Origin of the sequence: Pseudomonas saliphila (genome assembly GCF_008638345.1) — a bacterium.
Lineage (GTDB): Bacteria > Pseudomonadota > Gammaproteobacteria > Pseudomonadales > Pseudomonadaceae > Halopseudomonas > Halopseudomonas saliphila.
In genome coordinates, this window is sequence record NZ_VTVA01000001.1 from 62,341 (window position 1) to 78,918 (window position 16,578).

Here is a 16,578-nt window from a genome sequence, read left to right on the forward strand (position 1 = left end):
GTTAACCGGGCATTTTGCGCATCAGGGATTCCTGGACCACTGATGCCACCAGAACGCCGTCCTGGCTGAATATCTGGCCCCTCGACAGGCCCCGTGCGCCGCTGGCGACCGGGCTTTCCATGGCGTAAAGCAACCACTCATTCATGCGCAGCGGATTGTGGTACCACAGCGCGTGATCGAGGCTGGCGACCTGCATTTCCCCGCCCCAGCTGGAGATACCATGGGGCAGCAATGCAGTACCCAGCAAATGGAAGTCCGACGCATAGGCCAACAGATACCGGTGCAGTTGCGGATCGTCAGGCAACTTGCCGTCCGCGCGGAACCACATATAGCGAACCGGTTCGGCAGGCTCCGGATTGAACGGATTGAAAATGCCCACCGGCCGGATTTCGATCGGCTTGTCGACCAGCACCTTGTCACGCAACGCTTCCGGTATCAGATGTCGATACTGGCGGGTCAGCTGTGTTTCGTTGAGCAGGTCATCAGGACCAGGTACATCAGGCATCGTTGTCTGATGGCGATAGCCTTCCTCCTCGCCATGGAAGGAACAGATCAGCGTAAATATCGGCTTACCCTTCTGTACGGCCTGCACCCGGCGCGTAGTGAAACTGCCGCCATCACGCACAGGATCCACCTGATAGACGATCGGTAATGTCGCGTCACCAGGGCGCAGAAAATAGCCGTGGGCCGAGTGCACGTGGCGCTCGGGATCCACTGTCTGGGTCGCCGCCGAGAGTGACTGGCCGAATACCTGACCACCAAACAACTGGCGAAAGCCCAGGTCCTGGCTAGCGCCACGGAACAGATTCTCTTCGATTTTTTCCAGCGCCAACAGGCTAACCAGATCATCCAGCATCTGGGTCATAGGTTACATTCCTCGACAACATCGGCCGCAGCCTGAACAACTGAGAGAGCTGCCGCGACTCCGTGTCGCAGCAATTTGGGGAGGCGAGTTTACATTGCCTGCATACCTCACGCACTTAGAGTATGGCGCGGCAAACAGGACTAAAACACTCAACCTCATTATCAGAATAGTTGACTCCAGGGTTAAACTGCAGCGCCCCGCCGTCAGACAGAGACTACTATCGTGCACAGCCAACCCATTTCTGCTGATTCGTCAGTTGCCATTATTGGCGGCGGCCCGGCGGGCCTGATGGCCGCCGAGACCCTGGCACGCGCCGGCGCCCGGGTTACCGTCTACGATGCCATGCCCTCGGTAGGACGCAAATTTCTGCTGGCCGGCGTCGGCGGGATGAACATTACTCACTCGGAACCGAAAGCCGCGTTCATCCAGCGTTACCGCGAAGCCAGTCCCTGGGTTGCCGAATGGCTGGAATCCTTTGATGCGGACCGGCTATGTGACTGGATTCACGATCTGAATATCGACACCTTCATCGGCTCTTCAGGCCGGGTGTTCCCGGTAGAGATGAAAGCTGCGCCGCTGCTGCGCGCCTGGTTACGGCGGCTACGTGAAGCCGGGGTCGACATCCAGACCCGGCATCGCTGGCTGGGCTGGGATGCACAGGGGCACCTCTCATTCGCCACCCCTGCGGGCATCACATCCGTGCACGCCAGTGCCGTTGTGCTGGCGCTCGGCGGCGGCAGTTGGGCGCGCCTGGGATCGGATGGCGCCTGGACCTCGCTACTGAGCGCCCGGGGCGTAACGATTCGTGAACTGTTGCCGGCCAACTGCGGATTTACCGCCGACTGGAGCGCGCACATGCAAAACCGCTTCGCCGGGGCGCCGCTCAAGCAGGTGATCGCCAGCGTCAGCGCGCCGGACAAGACCTTTATTGAGCGGCGCGGGGAATGTGTGGTGACCCACGACGGCCTTGAAGGCAGCCTGATCTATGCACTGTCCGCCGAATTGCGCGATCAGCTCTCAGCCTGCGGCGAAGCCAGACTGACCCTGGATCTGGCGCCGGACCGCAGCCTGGCCGAGCTGAGCGCAGCCTTGCAGCAACCGAGAAAAGGCCAGTCGCTCTCGTCGATCCTGCGCAAGCGAGCCGGGCTGGACCCGGTGAAAATTGCCTTGCTGCATGAATGCCTCGCCAAAGACGCTATCACCGAATCCGCCAGTCTGGCCGCTGGTATCAAGGCTTTGCCGATACGCCTGACAGGCACCCGACCACTGGATGAAGCCATCAGCAGCGCTGGGGGGGTGTGCCGCTCGGCACTGGATAATCAGCTGATGCTGCGCGCGTTGCCCGGCACCTTCTGCGCCGGCGAAATGCTCGACTGGGAGGCGCCAACAGGCGGCTATCTGCTCACCGCCTGTTTTGCCAGCGGCCGACACGCGGCGCTTGGCGCACTCAACTGGATCGGTCAGCCGGCTTGACGCCGGACAGTCTCGGCACCATCCAGCGCTCGAAGGCCCGAGGAAACAGGCGGGCAAACAACTGCGCCCGCCAATTCACGTTGGACAGAATCATCAGCCGCTTGCGCTTGCAGGCGCCGTGATAGATATCATCGGCCACATCGGTCGGCGAGGAGACCTTGAACGAGGGTGCCACACTCTGGCCGCTGATCGAGCCGTCGCCTACCAGCGCGTTCTTGCGGATATCGGTAGCAGTGAAACCGGGCGTTACCAGCATGACGTTTACCCCGCGCTCCTGCACTTCCATCCGCAACGTCTCGAAGAGCCCGTGCAGGGCGTGCTTGCTAGCGTTGTACGCGCTGCGGTAGAGCATCGGAGCAAAACCGGATAGCGAGCTGAGCACAATGATCTGCCCGCGTCGCTGGAGAATGCTGTCCAGAGCGAAATGGGTGCAGTGCAGCGCGCCGAAGTAGTTCACGTCCATAATGCGCCGGAACACCGCCAGGTCGGTCTCGGCAAACAGGCTTCGCTGGGTAATGCCGGCATTATTGATGAGCACATCAATCCCGCCATAATGCTCGATCACCTGACAAATAGCCTCTTCACACTGGCGCTCATTGGCGACATCGCAATGCAGTGCCAGCACTTCGGCGTTGACCTTGTCTGTCAGTTGCTGGCGGAAGGCGACCAGGGTCTCGTCCTGTATATCGAGGATCGCTATGCGCGCGCCAGCGTGGGCAAAACGTAGCGCCAATGCACGCCCGATGCCGGCGCAGCCACCAGTGATGACCACCACTTTCTGATAGAACTGCCCCTTGGACATGTGCGCTCTCCGCCCTGCTTTTTCATAGCAGATTGGGACAGAACGCGGTCATGTGCAAGCAGTGCCCATGATCAGCCGCTACCAGGCGCCGCGCCACCCTCCATACTCAGGGTGCCAGCCGCTTCCGCTGCCATATGCCGTTTTCCAGTCTATAGCACAACCGATCATGCAAACGGCTGGGGCGTCCCTGCCAGAACTCGATCAGCTGCGGCTGCAAGCGGTAGCCACCCCAGTGTGGCGGACGCGGTGGAGGTTGGTCGGCATACTGCTCTTCCAGCTCGGCAAGCTTGCGTTCCAGCACCTCGCGACCTTCGATCATCTGGCTCTGCGGCGACACCCAGGCACCCAGACGACTGCCCAGCGGACGGCTTTGATAGTAAGCGTCGGATTCGGCGTCGCTGACCCGCTCGACTGCCCCCTCGATACGCACCTGACGTTCCAGGTCATGCCACCAGAAGGTCATCGCCGCCCGGGGATGCGTGCGCAGCTGCTCGCCCTTGGCGCTCTGGTAATTGCTGAAAAATACGAAACCATGTTCATCCACACCCTTGAGCAGCAAGGTGCGCAGATGTGGCTGGCCGGCGTCATCCACGGTGGCCAGCATCATGGCGTTGGCCTCGGTGGTCTCGATCTCCACAGCCTGCTCAAACCAGGTGGCAAACAGGCTGTAAGGCTCCTGCGGCGCCTGGCTTTCGAGCAATCCATCACGGGTATAGTTGCGGCGCAGGTCGGCAATACTGGTCTTCATCAAAAGGCTCCTTTACTGATTGGATAATCCTAGCACCAGCAAGCTCTGCTTTATTTGCTTTGGGACAACTAATCCCTGCTGCGCAGTGCCGAATAGACCGCACGGCTCAATGCGCTCGCGCGCGGATCCATCAGCACGTAGGGCCCCATGGCATTGGTGACATAGCCGAAGCCGACTTTCGCCTCTGGATCACAGAAGCCCAGCGTACCGCCTGCACCGGGATGGCCATACGCGGTTGGTCCCATACCGAAAGAGCCGCCTTCATAATCCTGTTCAAGCATGACGCCCAGGCCAAAACGGGTGGGGGCGCGCAAGGTACGATCCATGCCCTGGCTGTGTTCCTGCTGCATCGACGCGACCAGTTCATCGCTGAGCAAGGTCACGCCGTCAAAGGAGCCACCGTGCGCCATCACCTGCCAGAAACGCGCAAGCGCCCGGGCGTTGCCGCTGCCGTTGGCGGCCAGCAGTTCTGCCTGCTGCCATTCAACGCGGTTGGTACTGGTCAGCAGGCTAGACGGGTTGGCGAAGGCCTTGAAGGGCAAATCGTCCGGCTTGCCCATGGCCATGAACAGCGCCTTGGCGTAATCGTCACCGAACTGGTTGCGCAAGCGCGAGACGTGGGCAAGGCGCGGCAACTCGACGTCGGGTACCCCGACGAAGAAGTCCATTCCCAGCGGTTGGCATATATGCTCATGGACATAGGCTCCCGGACGCTGATTGCTCAGCCGGCGCAACGGCTCACCGAGCAGCCAGCTGTAGGTCAGCGGCGCGTAGCCATGCGATTCGCCGGGTGTCCACCAGGGGGCCTGGGCGATCAGTGCATTGCACATTGCCTGCCAGTCGAACAGGGCTTCAGGCGGCAGCGTCTGACTGATCGCCGACAAGCCGGACCGGTGGCCGAGCACATGGCGCAGGGTCACGTTTTCCTTACCGGCGGAAGCGAAGTCCGGCCAGACCTCGGCCAGCGGCGTATCCAGGCCAATGCGACCGGCCGCAACCTGCTGCAGCATCGCTACCGCGCCGAGGGGCTTGGTGGCCGAGAATACGTTGACCAGGGTGTCCTGCTCCCAGACCTGCTGGTTGTCCTTGTCGACCACGCCACCCCAGAGATCCAGCACGGTTTCTCCACCGACCGTGACGCACAGCGCCGCGCCGCGGGCCTGCTCGTCATCCAGTTGCTCGGCGAAAATTTCCCGTACGGTTTCAAAACGGGGGTCGAAGTACCCTTGAACCTTGCTCATCCCATGCTCCCGGTCAGCCTGTTGTTGTGCGGCTATTTAAGCGCAGTCAACGACAGAATGCAGCGCTGATAAGCATGGCGATCGGGGATTTATGCGTGGGGCTGATGTTTCTGCTAACGGACGGGGCTCCGTGAAGCGGGGAGATTGGCGTAGCGCAGGCGCGCTGCGCCCTAGGCAGAGGCTATTCGATTTCGCGGCGAAACGGTGGTAGCGCGTTGAGGATGGCTTTTCCATAGCGCTGGGTGACCAGCCGGCGATCCAGCAAGGTGACCACACCGCTGTCCTGCTCGCTGCGCAGCAGGCGACCACAGGCCTGCACCAGCCGTAAACAGGCATCGGGCACGGCGATCTCCATGAAGGGATTGCCGCCGTTGCGCTCGATCCACTCCGACAGCGCAGCCTCCACCGGGTCGTCCGGTACGGCAAAGGGAATCTTGGCGATCACCACGTGTTCACAATAGGCGCCCGGCAGGTCGACGCCTTCGGCGAAGCTGGCCAGACCGAAAATCACGCTCTGCTGTTTGTTGTCGACCCGTTCGCGATGCTGGCGGATGAGTTCCTGCTTGGACAGATCACCCTGCACCAGCACGCGCTCGCGGAAGGCACTGGGTAGGCCCGCATACACTTCGAGCATTTGCCGGCGCGAGGAAAACAGCACCAGGCTGCCGGCGGCATCGTCGAGCATAGCCGGCATGCGCTCGATGATGGCCGCGCTGTGCCCGGCGCTGTCACGCGGATCTGCGCCCAGATCCGGAATCCGCAGCACCCCGCGCTCGGCGTACTTGAAGGGGCTCGGCGCCAAGGTGCACACCGCACTCTTCGGCAGGCCGGCGCGGTGGCTGAAGCGATCGAAGCGTCCCAGTGCGGTCAGCGTGGCCGATGTCACTAGACAGGCGAAGGCGCTGTACCAGAGAAATTGGCGCAGGGTATCGGCCGCCGAAATCGGGCTGACATGCACTTCGATATCGTTCTGCTCAGTCAAGGTCAGCCAACGCGCGGTGGGCGGCTTGTCCTCGGGATCTTCCAGGCAGAACTTGGTCCACAGCGTCCAGTTGCCCTCGGACCGCGCCAGCAGCGCCCCGAATAACGGATACCACTCCTCCGCCTGGGTCTGATGCACGCCGACGGCCTCGCCATCCATCGCCTCCTTGAGGATATCGACCATCCGCTGCAGCAGGTCGGTGATGCGGCCGAAACCACCCTTCAGCTCTGTGCCCATCTCCCGCAGGTGCTCTGGCACCACGCCATGCTCGAAGCGGTGCTGCGGGCGCATGGTACCGGTCAGGTCTTCGATATTGGCGAAATCGCCGGCCTCGGCCAGTGCCTGGGTCATGAATTGCTGGTGCGGACGCAGGTCTCGCGCCTGCGCGGGGACCTGTTCCAACAGCCGACCAAAGTCACCGGGAAGCGGATGCTGCGCCAACAGTTTGGACAGATTCTTGTCCAGCTGGTCCAGCCATTCGGCCGTGGCGTTCATGCGGGTGTGGTGGGCGAAGTGGGCGATCGCCTTGTCCGGCAGGTGATGCCCTTCGTCGAAGATATACAGGCAGTTGCGCGGGTCGGGCAGAATCGCCCCGCCTCCCAGGGCGAGATCAGCGAGCACCAGATCGTGATTGGTGACGATGACGTCAACTTTCTGCACGCCCTCGCGCGCCTTGTAGAACACGCACTGATTGAAGTGTCCGCAGCGCCGGTTGGTGCACTGGATATGGTCGGTGGTCAGGCGCGACCAGTCCTGATCATCCAGCGCCGCCGGCCAGGAATCGCGCTCGCCATCCCATTTATTGCTGCCCAGCGCCTCGACCATGCTGGTGTAAAGCTTGAGCCCGGCTTCGTCGATATCGATGCGGAAGCCTTCGTCGGCAAAGCCCTGCTGCCGACTGGCCGCTTGCTGATTGTCATTCAACAGCTGGTCCAGCTTGGACAGACACACGTAACGCCCCCGGCCCTTGGCCAGAGAAAACTGGAAGTCCAGCCCGGCATTGCGCTGGATATCGGGAAGATCCTTGAGCACTATCTGTTCCTGCAGCGCGACAGTCGCCGTGGAAATGACTAGGGGTTTGCCTAGGTGTTTGGCGATGGGAATGGCGGCAAGACAATAGGCCACCGTCTTGCCGGTGCCCGTACCCGCCTCGACGACCGCCACCGCTGGCTCGCCGTCACGATGGCCCTCGTCATCCAGGTCCACACCGCCGAATACCTTGGCGACTTCGGCAATCATCACCCGCTGGCCATAACGCGGCTTCAGAGATTTGTTTTCGAGGAAAGTGCGATAGGCCGTCTGGATCTGGCCTTTAAGGTCGTCGTTCAGCATGCGGGCTCCCGGGAAGGCGGGCATCATACCATTTTGCGGACGGCTCGACGGCGCGTCGGACCGATGACGATCGCGCATCCTGATCAATTTCCGCTTGAAGCTGGCTGCGCTAGCATCGAAGCTACTCGCCCAACATTTTCAGCATGGACGGTCCAATGTCCGATAGCCCGACGACAGCCCTGCTAGGCATATTCGAACACTACCAACCACAGCGACTACTGTGCGTGAGCCCTGAACCGATACCGGCGGCGGTAGTCTTTTGTGCCGAGCACACTGAATGCACGCGCGTTGAAACGGACACTGTGCCGTTGTCACCCGAGCTCGCGACCCAACGTTACGATCTGGCAGTGGTGGCCGATCAACTGGAGCACCTCGACAAACGTCAGGGAATGGAGCTGCTGGCCGGCATACGGAATCTGCTGGCCAGCCGAATGGCTGTGCTGGTGGACATGCAGCGCATGCCGGGCTGGGAGCAGAATGATTTCTTTGGCCTGGCCTTTCAGCGCCACGGGCATTTCGAGCGCGACGGCCACAGCCTGACGCTTTTCACCTATGATCTCGCGCAATACAAGACCGTACCGGATTGGCTGAATTCCAGGTACTGGGCCAATCCCGAACTCTTCGGAAAATACTGGTGGTGATCATGGAACATACCGGCGACTGCCCTTGCGGCAGCGGCAAGCCCTACGCAGCCTGTTGCCTGCCCTTGCACGAGGGCAAGCCTGCAGCGACTGCCGAGCAGCTGATGCGCTCGCGCTACAGCGCCTATACTCTGGGGTTGATTGATTATCTGGTGGCAACCACCCTGCCCTCGCAGCAAGCCCAACTGGACCACGCCGCGATGACCGACTGGAGCCAGTCCAGCCACTGGCTGGGACTCACAGTAGAGAAGGTTCACTCGGCGGAAGCCGCTTCCACCCGAGCTCAGGTCACTTTCACCGCGCAATGGGCCGACGAACAAGGCCATCGCCATAGTCACCGCGAATGCTCCGATTTCATTCGTCTCGACGAACGCTGGTACTTCGTTGACCCGACCATCAAGGTCAAGACCGGGCGCAACGACCCGTGCCCCTGCGCCTCCGGGAAAAAGTACAAACAGTGTTGCGGGCGCTAATCCACCAGCTTGAGATGATCGATACGCGGCGTTACGGCCTGTTCGTTGCGTTTGAGTTCGTCCAGATCCGCGCCCGGCGGTGCCAGGCTCAAGGCTGACAGATCAAGCGGCAGCGGCGTGAAGTTGCGGTACTCATCCTGCATGTCGGCACCCAGCGGCGCGATGCCGAAATCGGGCGCCTCAACGTCGCTGAAGGCCGCCATGTACTCATCCCGTGGAACGAGCTTTTTGCTACCGGATGGCTCCGCGGGTGCAGGACTGGCCGGCGGCGCGTCAGCCGTCGGTTCCTCGCGCATGGGTTCCACCAGACATAGCGCTCCGGCCCGCTCGATGGCCTGGCGGTACTTTTCGGCTGAGGCCTGATCGAGCCCCTGCTTGATCACGATTCGGCGACCGGAGAACAGGATATCCAGCTGCTGATCGCCGGCCTGAAACAACTGGCCGAGCCTCAACCGCGCCTGTTCCGGCGCCACACCTGCCTTGACCTGTCCCTGGAATACGATTTCGAATAGCGGCATATTGTCACTCCCTGGCCGTGATTAGCGGTTAGTATGGACAGGCGCGGGCCGCCAGACAACACCGCTGACAGCCCGAGATCCACATGAAGGAGTCGACAATGTACATGCGTCTTTGCGGCAGGATGGGCTTGGTGGCCAGCATACTCTGGCTATCCGGCTGCGCGGTGTTCAGTCAGGGTTATACCAAACCGGAAATTCATCTGGCGAATCTGGAAATGCTGCAGAGCAATCTGTGGGAGCAGTCGTTCCGTCTGCGTCTGCGCGTGGACAATCCGAATGATCGCAACCTACCCGTCCGGGGCATGCATTATCGCGTCTACCTCAATGACTCCAAACTGGCCACCGGGGTGACAAATCAGCCTTTCGACGTGCCGGCTTATGGCTCGGAATACTTCGAACTGGATGTACGCTCGAACCTGTGGCGACATCTTGGCGATCTGATCAAGCTGGTCGAACGCCAACAGCCGGTCCGCTATCGGATCGAGGGGCATATCAGCACCGGCAGGTTCTGGGGCCCGAAACTGACCTTGCAAGAACACGGGACTCTTGACCCGTCCGACATGAGATTCTGATTTATGAATTCAACGTATTGGCTGGTAGCCGGCCTGATCCTCATTATTGCCCTGGCTGTCTATGCGCTTGTCCTCTGGCGCAAGGTGTGGGCTGCGCGCGAGGCGAAAGCCGAACAGGAGCGCGAACGCAACGAACGGCTCGCGCAGGATATCCAGTTTCTGGCGCAGAGCCTGGTCAACGGTCAGTTACCGCTGGTGGAAGGCTCCATTCGCATCAAGGTCCTGCTGGATAATTACAGTGGTCCTCGGCGCGCCGATCTGAACGTCGGCGTATTCGAGGTCATCTACGATGCCACCGCGCATATACCGACGCACCAGCAATGGAAGGACCTGCCCAGCACCGAGCGCCAGCAACACGAACAGCAGATGCAGGCGCTGGAGCAACAGCATAAAGACGAGGTGGAACGCGCCGCCGGTCAACTCAGTACAGGCGTTGCGCCCTCCTGATTGGACGGGCAGGCAGCGCCTGCCCCATTGCGCGCGGATCAGACGACCGAATTACCGCCGTCAACCGCCACGGCCTGACCGGTGACGTGGCGAGACGCTTCGCTGGCGAAAAACAGTGCTAGTCCCTTGATGTCATCTTCCCCACCTACCCGACCCAACGGCGTTCCCTGCTTGATCACCTCGGTCACCCGCTCCAGCCCTTTGGCCATTTTGGTTGGAAAGTAACCAGGGCAGATCGCATTGACGTTGATGTTGTACGGTCCCCATTCGCCGGCCAGGGCGCGTGTCAGGTTGATCGCCGCCGCTTTGCTGGTGTTGTAGGCGACGGTGAAGATGCCGGTGTTCGGACGATTGCCCTTGAAGCCGGCGATGGAAGCGATATTGATGATCTTGCCGGACTGACGTGGAATCATGAAGCGGCGCGCCACCTCTTGCGCCATCAGGAAGCACACATCGACGTTCAGCCCCATGACCTTCTGCCAGCCTTCATAACTGTGCTCTGCCGCAGGCTGCCCCCAACTGGTACCGGCGTTATTGATCAGAATGTCCACCGTACCAAAACGGGCTTCAGCCGCGTCCACCAGCGTCGTCACCGGATCGGTGTCCAGCTTGCCGAGATCACAGGCGATGCCGCCCGCCTCGATGCCCCGTGCGTTCAGCTGGGCCACCACTTCTTCAACTTCACTGGCGTTACGCGCATTGATAAAGATTTTCGCGCCCTGCTCACCCAGCGCTTCAGCCATCTGCAGGCCGAGCCCCTTGGTGCCGCCGGTTATCAAGGCAACCTTGCCGGTCAGATCAAACAGTTCCATTACTTTCATGGCGAGCCCTCTTGTATGCGTTATTGGATAGCGTGTGAGCATATACGCCAAAGCAACGGCCACCGACCATTAGTGAGCCTGGTGATATGCCGCCCTGCACCGGTGTTATCATGCTTACCAAATCAATTATGGAACCGACATGGCTGAACATGACTTCCGGCGCACTGCGCTGAACTCCTCCCATACACTGGTCGAGTGCCGCACACTCGCCAGCGGCTTGTATCAGGTCACAGGACAAGGTGGTGGCGTTCAAAGCGGCGACACACTGATTTGCACCATCAAGGGTAGCCGTGATCTGCCGCTGCCGCTGATTGCCGATAAGGTGCGCTATCTTCTGAGCCCGCCCGGTCAATGGACGGCTACCGCGAAAGGCCCGGACCTGCGGGGAAAATCGGTGCTGGGCTGGTCGGTCAAATGCGATGCATGCGAGAAAGAGCAGGCCTTCGAATTTCTGATCGAAGAGCGGGACGGGCTCGAGCAGCGCACCGCCAAAGCAGTCAAACGCATCGGCGAACTGGGTTGGAAGCCCCGCGGTGAGAACCACCTGTGCCCGGCCTGTGCACGCAAGGCTGACGCCCAACAACCCTGACGGCGTAAATCCGGCGCGCCGACCGAAGGCTAGCTCGGCTAAAACAGAGTCAGTTGCTCACCCAGCAGGCTGTTGGCGTTATCCAGCCGCACCCCCACACCGATCAGCCGCACCGGCCTGAGGCCGCGTGCATAGGCCTGCGCGGTCAGCTCGCGATAGCCTTCCGGTGTGATCGGCGCGCCGGCCTGCTCCAGCGTCGTCTGGGTGAAATCATTGAACTTGAGTTTGACGAAGGGCTTGCTCGCCCGGTAACCGTCCTGCAAACGGCCGAGACGCTGGGCCAGTTTTTCCAGCAGCGGACCGAGCGCATCAAAACAGGCGTCCAGATCGGGCAGATCCTGATCATAGGTATTCTCGACACTGACCGACTGGCGCACGCTCTCGACGATCACAGGTCGATCATCAATGCCCCGCGCCAGTTGCCAGAGCCGCTCACCAAAGCTGCCGAATTCCTTGACCAGATCCTGCTTGCGCCAGGGCAGCAGCTCGCCACACAGGTCGATGCCGAGTTTTCTCAAGCGCGTAGCGGTGACCTTGCCGACGCCATGCAGACGTTCCACCGGCAGGGTCTTGATAAAGGGCTCGATCTCGTCCGGCAAGATCACCTTGAGACCGTCCGGCTTGTTCCAGTCGCTGGCGATCTTGGCCAGGAATTTGTTCGGCGCCACCCCGGCTGAAACGGTAATGCCCAGCCCATCGCGCACCCGCTGACGAATGCTTTCGGCGATCAGCGTGGCGCTGCCTCGACAGGCGCTGCTATCGGAAACATCGAGGTAGGCCTCATCGAGCGACAATGGCTGAATCAGCGCCGTGTAGTCGGTAAAGATGGCGTGAATGGCAATGGACGCTTCGCGATACACAGCCATGCGCGGCGGGACAATGAGCAGATCCGGACATAACTTCTTGGCGTAGCCGGACGCCATGGCAGAGCGGACGCCATAGGCGCGCGCCTCATAGTTGCAGGTGGCTACGACACCGCGCTTACCCGGATCACCGCCCACGGCCAATGGCCGACCACGCAGGCGCGGATCATCACGCATTTCAATCGCTGCGTAGAAACAGTCACAGTCAACGTGGATGATTTTTCTTTGCTTCATCCGCTATTGATTTTATGTTTACTGATCAAAGACGACGCCAACTGATACCCGCCCTACTCAATTGAAGAGATGACCTACAATAACAACAGATAACGAAGGCAAACCTATGCTCAGCGACACCGCCCCAGGATTCGCCCATTGTACTCATTCGATCACCTTGATCCTTGGGCTTCCGACAACATTCCCGTCGCTTTCCTGCCTCATCACATTGCGGCGGCCAGCAGGCCTCGCGCTGTACCTGCATACGTTAGTTGACCATGCCCCCGTTACTCTAGCGTTCACTACAACAACAACGGAGATACTCTCATGCAACTGATCAAACGACTCAGCCTCTTCGCGGCCGCCTCGGCCCTGACGGTCAGTACTGCCGCATTTGCTGCACCCACCTTCATCAACATTCTCACCGGTGGCACCAGCGGCGTTTACTACCCGATCGGTGTGGGCCTGTCGCAGCTCTACAACAATGGCATCGAAGGTTCGAAAACCTCGGTGCAGGCAACCAAGGCCTCGGTGGAAAACCTCAACCTGCTGCAGAGCGGTCGCGGCGAACTGGCCCTGGCTCTGGGGGATTCGGTCTCCGATGCCTGGAATGGGGTGGAAGACGCCGGCTTCAAGACACCGCTGAAAAAGCTCCGCGCGATTGCCGGCACCTACCCGAACTACATCCAGATCGTTGCCAACAAGGAAGCCGGCATCAACACTCTGGCCGACCTCAAGGGGAAGCGCATCTCGGTCGGTGCGCCGAAGTCCGGCACCGAGCTGAATGCCCGTGCAATCTTCGCCGCGGCGGGTCTGAGCTATGAAGACATGGGCAAGGTCGAGTTCCTGCCCTACGCCGAGTCGGTCGAGCTGATCAAGAACCGTCAGCTGGATGCCACCCTGCAATCCTCGGGTCTGGGTATGGCTGCGATCCGTGATCTGGCCGCCACCCTGCCGATCAACTTTGTCGCGATCCCGGAGGACGTCACCAACAAGATCGGTGTTGCGGCCTATCAGCCAGCCGTCATTCCGGCCGGCACTTATGACGGTCAGGACACCGATATAGAGACCGTGGCGATCACCAACATTCTGGTCAGCCATGACGGCGTATCCGAGGAAGTGGCCTATCAGATGACCAAGCTGATATTCGACAACCTCGAGCGTCTGGGCAACGCCCACTCCGCGGCCCAGGACATCAAGCTGGAAACCGCCGCCAAGGACCTGCCGATTCCACTGCATCCGGGTGCGGAGCGCTACTACAAGGAAGTCGGCGCACTGTAAAACGCGCTGCCCGGGCTTCGCCCAACCTGAGGCCGATGGGTTGGGCAGACCAGAGCTCGAGGGGTCAGTCGTTACGCGGCTAACCCATCCTGTGCGGCTACCCGTGCGCCATAGGTTATGTAGAGATGCAATGAGGGCATAGGCTCCATGACGGAACAAAACCACGGCCTGACAGCCAGTCCCAGCGAATGGCCAAAAGCGCTGTTTTACGTGGCGTTGCTGTTCTCGATCTTCCAGATCACCACGGCGGCTTTTCACCCGGTGTCCAGCCAGATACTGCGGGCGATGCATGTCGGCTTCTTGCTGATGGTGGTATTTCTCAGCATCCCGCTGGTCGGCAAGCACAAACCCCGGCAACCGCTGGCCTGGCTGCTCGGCCTGGCCGGTATGGGTACGGCGATCTACCAGTGGGTGTTCGAGGCGGACCTGATTCAGCGCTCCGGTGACCTGACCAGTGCCGACATGGCCGTCGGCCTGGTGCTGACGGTGCTGGTGTTCGAGGCCGCGCGGCGCGTGATGGGCATCGCACTGCCACTGATCTGCGGGCTGTTCCTCGCCTATGCCCTGCTTGGCCAATACCTGCCCGGGGATCTGGCCCATCGTGGTTACGGCCTGGATCAGGTCGTCAACCAGCTGGCCTTCGGCACCGAAGGCTTCTACGGCACCCCGACCTATGTGTCGGCTACCTATATCTTCCTGTTTATCCTGTTCGGCTCGTTCCTTGAGCAGGCGGGCATGATCAAGCTGTTCACCGACTTCGCCATGGGCCTGTTCGGCCACAAACTCGGCGGCCCGGCCAAGGTCTCGGTGGTCTCATCGGCGCTGATGGGCACTATTACCGGTTCCGGTGTGGCCAACGTAGTCACCACCGGCCAGTTCACCATTCCGTTGATGAAGCGCTTCGGCTACAAGGCGGCGTTTGCTGGCGGCGTCGAATCCACCTCCTCCATGGGCAGCCAGATCATGCCGCCGATCATGGGCGCCGTGGCGTTCATCATGGCCGAGACCATCAATGTGCCCTTCATCGAGGTAGCCAAGGCCGCCCTGATGCCGGCGCTGCTGTACTTCGGCTCGGTGTTCTGGATGGTCCATCTGGAAGCCAAACGCGCCAACCTGAAAGGCTTGCCGAAAGACCAGTGCCCCAATCCCTGGGCGGCGGTAAAGGCGCGCTGGTATCTGCTAATCCCGCTGTTCGTCCTCATCTACCTGCTGTTCTCCGGGCGCACGCCGCTGTTTTCCGGGATGGTCGGCCTGGCCCTGACCGCCATCGTCATCCTCGGATCGGCGATCATCCTGCGCGTGTCTTCCTTTGCCCTGCGCATAGCATTCTGGGTCGCCCTTGGCGTGCTCTGCGCCGGCTTCTTCCAGCTCGGCATCGGCGTGGTGTTCGGCGTGGTCGGGCTACTGGTAGCGATCTGCTGGTTCATCAAGGGCGGCCGCGACACCCTGGTGATCTGTCTCCATGCGCTGGTCGAGGGTGCGCGCCATGCGGTCCCGGTGGGCATCGCCTGCGCCCTGGTCGGGGTGATCATCGGCGTGGTTTCACTGACCGGAGTGGCGTCGACCTTCGCCGGTTATATTCTCGCCATCGGCCAGGAAAACCTGTTCCTCTCGCTGGTCCTCACCATGCTCACCTGCCTGGTACTGGGCATGGGCATTCCGACCATTCCCAACTACATCATCACCAGCTCGATTGCCGCGCCGGCGCTGCTGGAGCTGGGCGTGCCGCTGATCGTTTCGCACATGTTCGTTTTTTACTTCGGCATCATGGCCGACCTCACCCCACCGGTGGCGCTGGCCTGTTTCGCTGCCGCGCCGATTGCCAAGGAAACCGGATTGAAGATCAGCCTGTGGGCCATACGTATTGCCGTCGCCGGTTTCGTCGTCCCCTTTATGGCGGTGTATGAACCGGCTCTGATGTTACAAGGGGATAGCTGGCTGACCACTGTGTATGTGCTGTTCAAGGCGGCTATGGCGATCGGTATCTGGGGTGCGGTATTCACCAGTTTCCTGCACTGGAAAATGGCGTGGTGGGAGCGGGCGCTGGGCTTCGCGGCGGGTGCCAGTCTGATCCTGGCCACACCTACGAGCGATGAAATCGGCTTCGCCCTGGTGGCATTGTTCCTCGCTCAGCATTTCTGGCGTGGCCGACGGCGTGCCAGAGCGACAGTGGCGTGATCGGATTGTGCATAGGCCTGGCCGGCGTGGTGTGGGCTGAATTGCCGGTGCCTGAGTTCACCCTGGCCTGGCAACACACGATTGAAAAAGTCCGCTGGGAAGAAGACTACCGCGTCACCCCAGAGGGCTTGCTGCTCGGCGAGGCGCGGGTCAAGGGGTCTGGTGCCGGCATGGAAATTCCGGCCGATGCCCAATTGCGTGACGGCAGCTGGCACTACCAACGCCAGCTGGCTCCCCTGCAACCGCTGCGCCTGGGGCGGACCCCCGAGGCGGGGGATTACCAACTGTGTTTCAACCAGCGTTGTCGCTCGATGAGCCACTGGCTCGGCCCGCCCCAAGCGACCCGGCCGACCCTGGAACTCTGGAGCTGTGAGTTGTAAGCGGTGCTCTGTTGTGTCGATCAACGATGCGGAGGATGTTACAAGGACATATGGCCGCCAAGCGGGTCGCCGTCTCGACATATTCTTTTTTAATCTATGCATAGAACTAAAAAAATCGCTACGCTCCTCAAGAGACAAAGTACCCCCTAGGGGTATATG

General features: G+C 60.8%; 17 protein-coding genes. 9 read left to right on the forward strand and 8 right to left on the reverse strand.

The annotated features are described in order from the left end of the window. Window position 1: 1 nt before the first annotated feature. A complete protein-coding gene (gene tesB, locus FHK95_RS00270; RefSeq protein WP_150302590.1) occupies window positions 2-865 on the reverse strand; it encodes an acyl-CoA thioesterase II in 864 nt (287 codons plus the stop codon). Between the two features lie 222 nt (window positions 866-1,087). Between tesB and FHK95_RS00275 the strand changes: the two genes are divergently transcribed. After that, complete coding sequence (locus FHK95_RS00275) at window positions 1,088-2,338, forward strand: TIGR03862 family flavoprotein (RefSeq protein ID WP_150302591.1); 1,251 nt, start codon at window positions 1,088-1,090, stop codon at window positions 2,336-2,338. Here the strand turns inward: FHK95_RS00275 and FHK95_RS00280 are convergent. The 4 genes from FHK95_RS00280 to dinG all read right to left on the reverse strand — a co-directional run bounded on the left by FHK95_RS00280 (window position 2,313) and on the right by dinG (window position 7,443). Next, window positions 2,313-3,140 carry an SDR family oxidoreductase gene (locus FHK95_RS00280; RefSeq protein WP_150302592.1) on the reverse strand — a complete coding sequence of 276 codons (828 nt, stop codon included), beginning with the start codon at window positions 3,138-3,140 and terminating at the stop codon, window positions 2,313-2,315. The genes FHK95_RS00275 and FHK95_RS00280 overlap by 26 nt on opposite strands. A gap of 106 nt (window positions 3,141-3,246) precedes the next feature. After that, window positions 3,247-3,888, reverse strand: a complete 642-nt coding sequence (pdxH, locus tag FHK95_RS00285; RefSeq protein ID WP_150302593.1) for a pyridoxamine 5'-phosphate oxidase — start codon at window positions 3,886-3,888, stop codon at window positions 3,247-3,249. A gap of 68 nt (window positions 3,889-3,956) precedes the next feature. Beyond that, complete coding sequence (locus FHK95_RS00290; protein ID WP_150302594.1) at window positions 3,957-5,129, reverse strand: serine hydrolase domain-containing protein; 1,173 nt, start codon at window positions 5,127-5,129, stop codon at window positions 3,957-3,959. A 181-nt stretch (window positions 5,130-5,310) separates the two neighbouring features. Then, window positions 5,311-7,443 carry an ATP-dependent DNA helicase DinG gene (dinG, locus tag FHK95_RS00295; protein ID WP_150302595.1) on the reverse strand — a complete coding sequence of 711 codons (2,133 nt, stop codon included), beginning with the start codon at window positions 7,441-7,443 and terminating at the stop codon, window positions 5,311-5,313. A gap of 155 nt (window positions 7,444-7,598) precedes the next feature. On the opposite strand from dinG, the gene FHK95_RS00300 reads away from it, so the two are divergent. Together FHK95_RS00300 and FHK95_RS00305 are read left to right on the forward strand one after the other, a co-directional pair. After that, a complete protein-coding gene (locus FHK95_RS00300) occupies window positions 7,599-8,084 on the forward strand; it encodes a DUF6231 family protein (protein ID WP_235906675.1) in 486 nt (161 codons plus the stop codon). Window positions 8,085-8,086: 2 nt separating this feature from the next. After that, window positions 8,087-8,557, forward strand: coding sequence for a YchJ family protein (locus tag FHK95_RS00305; RefSeq protein ID WP_150302597.1), 471 nt, complete (start codon window positions 8,087-8,089; stop codon window positions 8,555-8,557). On the opposite strand, the gene FHK95_RS00310 is transcribed toward FHK95_RS00305, so the two are convergent. Further along, window positions 8,554-9,075 carry a hypothetical protein gene (locus FHK95_RS00310; protein ID WP_150302598.1) on the reverse strand — a complete coding sequence of 174 codons (522 nt, stop codon included), beginning with the start codon at window positions 9,073-9,075 and terminating at the stop codon, window positions 8,554-8,556. The two genes, FHK95_RS00305 and FHK95_RS00310, sit on opposite strands and share 4 nt — an antisense overlap. 98 nt (window positions 9,076-9,173) lie before the next feature. On the opposite strand from FHK95_RS00310, the gene FHK95_RS00315 reads away from it, so the two are divergent. Continuing rightward, window positions 9,174-9,647, forward strand: a complete 474-nt coding sequence (locus tag FHK95_RS00315; RefSeq protein ID WP_178114665.1) for an LEA type 2 family protein — start codon at window positions 9,174-9,176, stop codon at window positions 9,645-9,647. Window positions 9,648-9,650: 3 nt separating this feature from the next. After that, window positions 9,651-10,094: a DUF2489 domain-containing protein gene (locus tag FHK95_RS00320; protein WP_235906676.1), complete on the forward strand. Its 444-nt coding sequence runs from the start codon at window positions 9,651-9,653 to the stop codon at window positions 10,092-10,094. Between the two features lie 38 nt (window positions 10,095-10,132). Here FHK95_RS00320 and FHK95_RS00325 read toward each other — a convergent pair whose 3' ends face one another. Further along, window positions 10,133-10,915, reverse strand: a complete 783-nt coding sequence (locus FHK95_RS00325; protein ID WP_150302600.1) for an SDR family oxidoreductase — start codon at window positions 10,913-10,915, stop codon at window positions 10,133-10,135. A gap of 139 nt (window positions 10,916-11,054) precedes the next feature. On the opposite strand from FHK95_RS00325, the gene FHK95_RS00330 reads away from it, so the two are divergent. Beyond that, window positions 11,055-11,504, forward strand: coding sequence for a hypothetical protein (locus FHK95_RS00330; protein WP_150302601.1), 450 nt, complete (start codon window positions 11,055-11,057; stop codon window positions 11,502-11,504). 38 nt (window positions 11,505-11,542) lie between these two features. Here FHK95_RS00330 and dinB read toward each other — a convergent pair whose 3' ends face one another. Next, entirely contained in the window at window positions 11,543-12,601 is a 1,059-nt protein-coding gene (gene dinB / locus FHK95_RS00335; protein WP_150302602.1) for a DNA polymerase IV, read from the reverse strand. Window positions 12,602-12,907: 306 nt separating this feature from the next. On the opposite strand from dinB, the gene FHK95_RS00340 reads away from it, so the two are divergent. From FHK95_RS00340 to FHK95_RS00350, 3 genes are all read left to right on the forward strand, one after another. Beyond that, entirely contained in the window at window positions 12,908-13,861 is a 954-nt protein-coding gene (locus tag FHK95_RS00340; protein WP_150302603.1) for a TAXI family TRAP transporter solute-binding subunit, read from the forward strand. Between the two features lie 147 nt (window positions 13,862-14,008). Beyond that, entirely contained in the window at window positions 14,009-16,039 is a 2,031-nt protein-coding gene (locus FHK95_RS00345; protein WP_150302604.1) for a TRAP transporter permease, read from the forward strand. Continuing rightward, entirely contained in the window at window positions 16,036-16,419 is a 384-nt protein-coding gene (locus FHK95_RS00350; protein ID WP_150302605.1) for a DUF1850 domain-containing protein, read from the forward strand. Before FHK95_RS00345 ends, FHK95_RS00350 begins: the two co-directional genes overlap by 4 nt. The last annotated feature ends 159 nt before the right edge of the window (window positions 16,420-16,578 follow it).

Bases quoted from the DNA above. Each gene is read 5' to 3' on its own strand.
- FHK95_RS00320 (WP_235906676.1), top strand. From the start codon at position 9,651: ATGAATTCAACGTATTGGCTGGTAGCCGGCCTGATCCTCATTATTGCC.
- FHK95_RS00310 (WP_150302598.1), bottom strand. From the start codon at position 9,075: ATGCCGCTATTCGAAATCGTATTCCAGGGACAGGTCAAGGCAGGTGTG.
- FHK95_RS00345 (WP_150302604.1), top strand. From the start codon at position 14,009: ATGACGGAACAAAACCACGGCCTGACAGCCAGTCCCAGCGAATGGCCA.
- FHK95_RS00290 (WP_150302594.1), bottom strand. From the start codon at position 5,129: ATGAGCAAGGTTCAAGGGTACTTCGACCCCCGTTTTGAAACCGTACGG.
- pdxH (WP_150302593.1), bottom strand. From the start codon at position 3,888: ATGAAGACCAGTATTGCCGACCTGCGCCGCAACTATACCCGTGATGGA.
- dinB (WP_150302602.1), bottom strand. From the start codon at position 12,601: ATGAAGCAAAGAAAAATCATCCACGTTGACTGTGACTGTTTCTACGCA.
- FHK95_RS00300 (WP_235906675.1), top strand. From the start codon at position 7,599: ATGTCCGATAGCCCGACGACAGCCCTGCTAGGCATATTCGAACACTAC.
- FHK95_RS00280 (WP_150302592.1), bottom strand. From the start codon at position 3,140: ATGTCCAAGGGGCAGTTCTATCAGAAAGTGGTGGTCATCACTGGTGGC.
- FHK95_RS00340 (WP_150302603.1), top strand. From the start codon at position 12,908: ATGCAACTGATCAAACGACTCAGCCTCTTCGCGGCCGCCTCGGCCCTG.
- FHK95_RS00325 (WP_150302600.1), bottom strand. From the start codon at position 10,915: ATGAAAGTAATGGAACTGTTTGATCTGACCGGCAAGGTTGCCTTGATA.
- dinG (WP_150302595.1), bottom strand. From the start codon at position 7,443: ATGCTGAACGACGACCTTAAAGGCCAGATCCAGACGGCCTATCGCACT.
- tesB (WP_150302590.1), bottom strand. From the start codon at position 865: ATGACCCAGATGCTGGATGATCTGGTTAGCCTGTTGGCGCTGGAAAAA.
- FHK95_RS00330 (WP_150302601.1), top strand. From the start codon at position 11,055: ATGGCTGAACATGACTTCCGGCGCACTGCGCTGAACTCCTCCCATACA.
- FHK95_RS00315 (WP_178114665.1), top strand. From the start codon at position 9,174: ATGTACATGCGTCTTTGCGGCAGGATGGGCTTGGTGGCCAGCATACTC.
- FHK95_RS00305 (WP_150302597.1), top strand. From the start codon at position 8,087: ATGGAACATACCGGCGACTGCCCTTGCGGCAGCGGCAAGCCCTACGCA.